Consider the following 5,663-nt stretch of genomic DNA (forward strand, 5'->3'; position numbering starts at 1 on the left):
AAATCTCTTCCCACCGGTTGACCGATATAAACTAAAGTACCGATCATGGCACTATTATTTAAACCAGAAAATCCCTCGATCATTTTACCACCCAACAGGAAGGAGCGATCGAGCCATAAAGGTTGTCCCGATCGCCAAATTTCCCAATTAGAATGCCATTCTCCCGCTAAAAATTTCTCGCCTCGCGCACTGCGACCAAAACGGGTAATTTCCCATCCCAACCAACTGCTATTTTCCCCTAAATCCACTCGTAAATGTTGGCGAAATACCGCACCATTAAAGATAATTGTTTCTTGGGGTAGCCATTCTAAACCAGCATTGTCATCGATTTTAATCTCGATTAATTGTTGAGCCATTTGACCATTACTCTGGTAAACTTTTCCAGCAGAAGCAGTGGTAATCAGGGCATTACTAGCGGCTTGGAGATGAATTTTTTGTTGAAGAACATCACCGCAAACTATTCCCCCCGCCGTGTGTAAAATCACCGTATGACAAAGGTTTTTTCCTTCGGGATAAAAAGGTCTTTGTACTTTTAAAGGGGCGGTAGCATAGACGTGATTAATCTCGGTTGCGAGATTTTTTTGCGTGTAAATTAGTTCTAGGTTTCCCTGCCACATTATTGATCCTCGGTCATGGTTTCTAGAAATTGCCGATAATTTTCAGGACTGAGATTAATTTTAACTTCTATTTGCTGTTCTTTATCCCTGATCAGTAAAATATATTCACTTTCTGCTTTTTTGCCAACCAGGAGAGGATTTTTTAGCTCGAATTTTTGATAAACCAGATGGGGTTTCGTCACCCGAATAACTAAATTAGGTTGGGATTGGGGATAAATATATAACTGCTCCTGTTCCCGATCTAAAATTAATTGTTTAGGTGTCATGCTTCTTTCGTCAGCAAAAGTAGATTTATGCCAATAGAGGGTAATCCCCCGAATTTGAGGCATTTGGATGCTAAATTTTTCATCAAAACCTTGCTGCTCCCAATTAATATCTTCCAGAGAGCCAGTATCGGGAATTAAACGCTGTTGCCAGAAGACTTCCTTAAGATTTAAATCTTGCCACCATTGGCTAATAATTTGGAAATTATCCAGATTATCGGGGTGGGGATTGGCACTTTGCCAGAGGAGAGGGGTAAGCATTTTGGGGTAATTTTTGCGCTCGGAAAATCAGGATAATAGCGTTCGCTAGAGTTAAGGGATCATTAAGCTCAATCATCATCGATTCTTGAGCTGCCGATCGGGCCATAATATTAACTCTCGATCGCATTTTTATTTTATCCTAAATTATCGAGGGAAAAACTGCTAAAAAATCTGATTTTGTCCCCCTGTGAGCTGCCTTGACGATCTTTTGATTCTGATTAAGAGGCTGTTTGGTTGACGGGAGGAGAGGAAAATTATTCCTGTGACATATAGTCCGTGGACTTATCGTCCACTAAGGACGATTATAGACTTTATGGAAAAATCAAAAGCAGTAATTTTAAGGGCATTGGGGTTAATGATCCGAGAGCATAGAGCAGCTTTAGGCATATCACAAGAAGAACTAGGGCTACGTTGCCATCTTGATCGTACCTATATATCTGGACTAGAGCGAGGAGTAAGAAATCCTTCTCTTACCGCTCTTGTCACTCTGGCGAAGGGCTTAAACATAACTGTATCCCAATTACTGGAAAATTTAGAGATAGAAATAGAGAAACCGGAATGAGTTCTGATTTAGTAGAAGCTATAAAAGCAAAGTTTAAACAGGGTTCATCACAGTACAAAGTCTTCGAGTTATTATCAGATCGAGCTTGGCATTGTCGTACCTGTGAAGGGAAAAAAATAGCATCGGAGCAATATGCTGGTGGCGGTGGTATCCAAGGATTAGAGCGCGGAAATAGGAGCGGTCGCCAGGGGCTAGTAATAGAAACAAAACGAGAATACTGTCCAATTTGTCAGAAAACAACAACTTGGGATCGATGGACTGGAGAGATGCGAGCGGCGAATGCCTCTGCCAACATACCGCCTCAATTAGTGGCTAGAATTTTGGAGTTTTATCGATATAAAGATGTGATTGAAAACAGAATCAGACAGTCACATGAACTGGTTATTGACCATCGTTTTCCTATGGAACGTTGGGGGATAAGTGAACCAAGTCATGATGTCAATATGAGTGTAGCTGAGATGAGAAACAAGTTTCAGCTTCTCAAAAAAGATAGTGCGGGAAATCATAATTTATTAAAGTCAAGAAGTTGTGAAAAATGTATTAAAACTGGTAAGCGAGGAACACCAATGGATATCAGATTTTGGTATTCCGGTGGAGAGAACTGGCCGGAAAATATTCCTCAATCTGGAGCAGAAGCAGAACATGGCTGTGTAGGTTGCGGTTGGTATGATTTGGAAACATGGCGTAATTCTCTTAATATCAAATTGACTGAAGAGCGGTGATTTATCTTGCCACCTCTCCAATATTTTTATTACCTGTAGCTATTAGATTTAAGTAGGGAATAAGAGCATAGCCAATACACTCTGCCAAACGTGGAGGTACGGCGTTTCCAATTTGCCACATCGCTTTTTTCATTGTTCCTTCAAAAATAAAGGAATCGGGAAAAGTTTGTAATCTAGCCATTTCTCTGGCTGAAATAACCCGATTTAAATAGGGATGGATATGAGTACCGCCATGATTTTCTTTAATTGTCATACTTGGCTTACCCCGATACTGTCGTTTGAAGGCATCAACATAACTTTCATATAAGGAACCCCCGGGAGGAACTTGAGCTATTCTGGCCATATATTCGGGGGAGTGACGAGTCCATTCGTGATTGATACTGGGAAGAGGTTCATAAGCAGGTAAATCGCAGATAGCGGCTTCAATCGGTTGGTATTTCTCCGGTACTAATTGAGGACTTGGATAAGGATTTGGCAGCCCAAATCTATTAGCTATGAAAATAGCTCTTGGTCTTATTTGAGGAACGCCATAGGCGGCAGATTCAAGAATTGCTATTGAAATATTTCCATAGCCAATACTTTGAAAAGCTTCCAGAATATTTTGCTTAATTTCTCCTTTTTTTATTGTTAGAATACCGGGTACATTCTCCATGACAACGTACCAAGGCTGTATTTCAGAAACAAGGCGGATAAATTCTTGAAAGAGATGATTCCTCGGATCATTAGCATCTCGTTTTCCAGCAACAGAAAATCCTTGACATGGTGGTCCGCCCACCACAAGATGAATGAATGGATTGCCAATTTTGGCCAACCATTCTTGAGTATTAAAATCATGTATATCACCACAAAAATGATGACAATTGGGAAAATTCTTTTGATGGGTTGCTGAGGCGATCGGGCTAATTTCTGCACTGGCTACAGGGTTAAAACCTGCTTGCAATAAACCTTGGGTTATACCGCCCGCACCGGAGAATAGATCGATAAAATTATAGCTATTGAGAGGCTTAAGCGGAACGTTAACATCGACTAGGACTTGATAGGGATCACGCTTTACCGTTGCTAGTTCGCGCTGAATTCTTTCGTAACGACCTAACTTGGCTTTTTTCTGTTTGCTTACCGCCTGACTTGGTTGATTATCTGGAAATAATGACAATTGCAAATCCATTACTTTAAGAACAAATGGCCTACATGACAATATTGTGACAGATAGTCCACAGAGTGTCAAGATCGGGCCGGAATGAGGGAAGAGACTTTCGGCAAAAGTTTGAGTGCCGCCTCAAACCCCAAAAAAGAGGGATTTTATGGTAAAATAGTCGTACAAATGGGCATATTTTGCACATCAAAAGGGTAAAAACCCGATTTTTAGCGAATTTACTCACAAAAACGCTTTTTTTGCCTTGTTATTGGAGTTAACCCCCCTATGACCGCCGCCCAGGATCATGTCGTCCCCACAGACTTAAGCAATGAAATGTCCCGTTCCTACCTAGAATACGCCATGAGCGTCATCGTTGGGCGCGCCTTGCCCGACGCTAGGGACGGACTGAAACCCGTACACCGGCGCATTCTTTATGCGATGTACGAACTAGGATTAACCCCCGATCGCCCCTTCCGGAAATGCGCTAGAGTCGTCGGGGAAGTATTAGGAAAATACCACCCCCACGGGGATACTGCTGTTTACGATGCCCTCGTCCGCATGGCCCAGGATTTCTCCATGCGCGATCCCCTGATTAACGGTCATGGTAACTTCGGATCGATCGATAACGATCCCCCGGCAGCCATGCGTTATACCGAGTGTCGTCTGCACACCCTGGCCACCAACGCCCTACTACAGGATATCGAGTCAGAAACCGTCGATTTTGCCGATAACTTCGATGGTTCCCAACAGGAACCCGTGGTTTTGCCCTCTAGAGTCCCACAACTGCTAATTAATGGCTCATCGGGGATCGCCGTCGGTATGGCCACCAATATTCCCCCCCACAACCTGGCCGAGATTATCGATGGAACCGTTGCCCTCATCCATAACCCGGATCTCACCGATACGGAATTACAGCGTTATATCCCAGGGCCGGACTTTCCCACCGGGGGGCATATCCTTGGCAGAGACGGCATTCAGGAAGCTTACACCACCGGCCGGGGTTCCATTACCCTGCGGGGAGTCGCCTCCTTTGAAACCATCGAACAAAGGGGAAGACCCGATCGAGATGCTATTATCATCACCGAACTGCCCTATCAAACCAATAAAGCGGCATTAATCGAAAAAATCGCCGATTTGGTCAATGATCGCAAAATAGACGGTATTTCCGATGTGCGGGACGAAAGCGATCGCGACGGCATCCGGGTGGTGATCGAACTGAAACGGGATGCCTATCCCCGCGTCGTCCTCAACAATCTTTATAAACAAACGCCCCTCCAGTCGAATTTTGGGGCGAATATGTTGGCATTAGTCGATAACGAACCGAGATTACTGACTTTAAGGGAGTTTCTCCGCGTTTTCCTCGATTTTCGGGTAGAAGTGATCACCCGTCGTACCCGTTATGAACTCCGCAAGGCCGAGGAAAGGGATCATATCCTTCAGGGTTTACTAATTGCCCTCGCTAGTCTCGATGCAGTCATTGCCCTGATTCGCAGTGCTGCCGACACAGCTAGTGCAAAAGAGGGATTAGTGCAGAATTTTGGTCTTTCAGAGGTGCAAGCGGACGCAATCCTACAAATGCAGCTGCGACGGTTAACCGCCCTAGAATCGGAGAAAATTCAGCAAGAACACGGGGAATTACTGACAAAAATCGGCGATCTTCAGGATATTCTAGCCAAAAAAGAACGGATCGACAGCATTATCGAGGAAGAACTGCAACAGATCAAAACGATTCACGCTACCCCCCGTCGCAGTCATATTGAACAACGGGAAGGAGAAATCGCCGAAACTGACCTGATTGCCAACGAACAGGCCTTAATTCTCGTCACCGAACAGGGTTACATCAAAAGAATGCCCGTTAATACCTTTGAGTCCCAAAATCGGGCAACAAGGGGCAAAGCTGGCGCGAAAATGAAAGAAGACGACGGCATCGATCACTTTATCACCTGCCGCGATCACGATAGCGTTCTCTTTTTCACCGATCGCGGGGTTGTCTATAGTCTCAATGCCTATCATATCCCCACCGGTTCCCGTACCGCTCGCGGCGTTCCCATCGTGCAACTGTTAGAGATTCCCAAAGGGGAGAAAATCACCTCGGTGGTGGCA

At 44.3% G+C, this 5,663-nt stretch carries 7 protein-coding genes; 3 read left to right on the forward strand and 4 right to left on the reverse strand.

The window, feature by feature from the left end; translation table 11 throughout:
• The 3 genes from PX481_RS00295 to PX481_RS00305 form a co-directional block, all read right to left on the reverse strand.
• Positions 1–617, reverse strand: a 617-nt coding sequence (locus tag PX481_RS00295) for an urease accessory protein UreD (RefSeq protein WP_288093041.1), incomplete at its 3' end; no start/stop codon positions are given.
• Positions 617–1,141 carry a hypothetical protein gene (locus tag PX481_RS00300; RefSeq protein ID WP_288093044.1) on the reverse strand — a complete coding sequence of 175 codons (525 nt, stop codon included), beginning with the start codon at positions 1,139–1,141 and terminating at the stop codon, positions 617–619. The genes PX481_RS00295 and PX481_RS00300, both read right to left, overlap by 1 nt.
• Positions 1,095–1,268, reverse strand: coding sequence for a hypothetical protein (locus tag PX481_RS00305; RefSeq protein ID WP_002759093.1), 174 nt, complete (start codon positions 1,266–1,268; stop codon positions 1,095–1,097). Before PX481_RS00305 ends, PX481_RS00300 begins: the two co-directional genes overlap by 47 nt.
• 186 nt (positions 1,269–1,454) lie before the next feature.
• Between PX481_RS00305 and PX481_RS00310 the strand changes: the two genes are divergently transcribed.
• A complete protein-coding gene (locus PX481_RS00310; RefSeq protein ID WP_002759092.1) occupies positions 1,455–1,703 on the forward strand; it encodes a helix-turn-helix domain-containing protein in 249 nt (82 codons plus the stop codon).
• Positions 1,700–2,425: a hypothetical protein gene (locus tag PX481_RS00315; RefSeq protein ID WP_002759091.1), complete on the forward strand. Its 726-nt coding sequence runs from the start codon at positions 1,700–1,702 to the stop codon at positions 2,423–2,425. The genes PX481_RS00310 and PX481_RS00315 overlap by 4 nt, the downstream gene beginning before the upstream one ends.
• Before the next feature lies 1 nt (position 2,426).
• Here the strand turns inward: PX481_RS00315 and PX481_RS00320 are convergent, their stop codons facing one another.
• Complete coding sequence (locus tag PX481_RS00320) at positions 2,427–3,578, reverse strand: DNA cytosine methyltransferase (protein ID WP_288025714.1); 1,152 nt, start codon at positions 3,576–3,578, stop codon at positions 2,427–2,429.
• A 267-nt stretch (positions 3,579–3,845) separates the two neighbouring features.
• Here PX481_RS00320 and gyrA point away from each other — a divergent pair.
• Positions 3,846–5,663 (forward strand): DNA gyrase subunit A (gyrA, locus tag PX481_RS00325; protein WP_288093047.1); only part of this gene is annotated, 1,818 nt, incomplete at its 3' end.

The sequence above is a fragment of the Microcystis sp. M53603_WE2 genome (assembly GCF_030065435.1).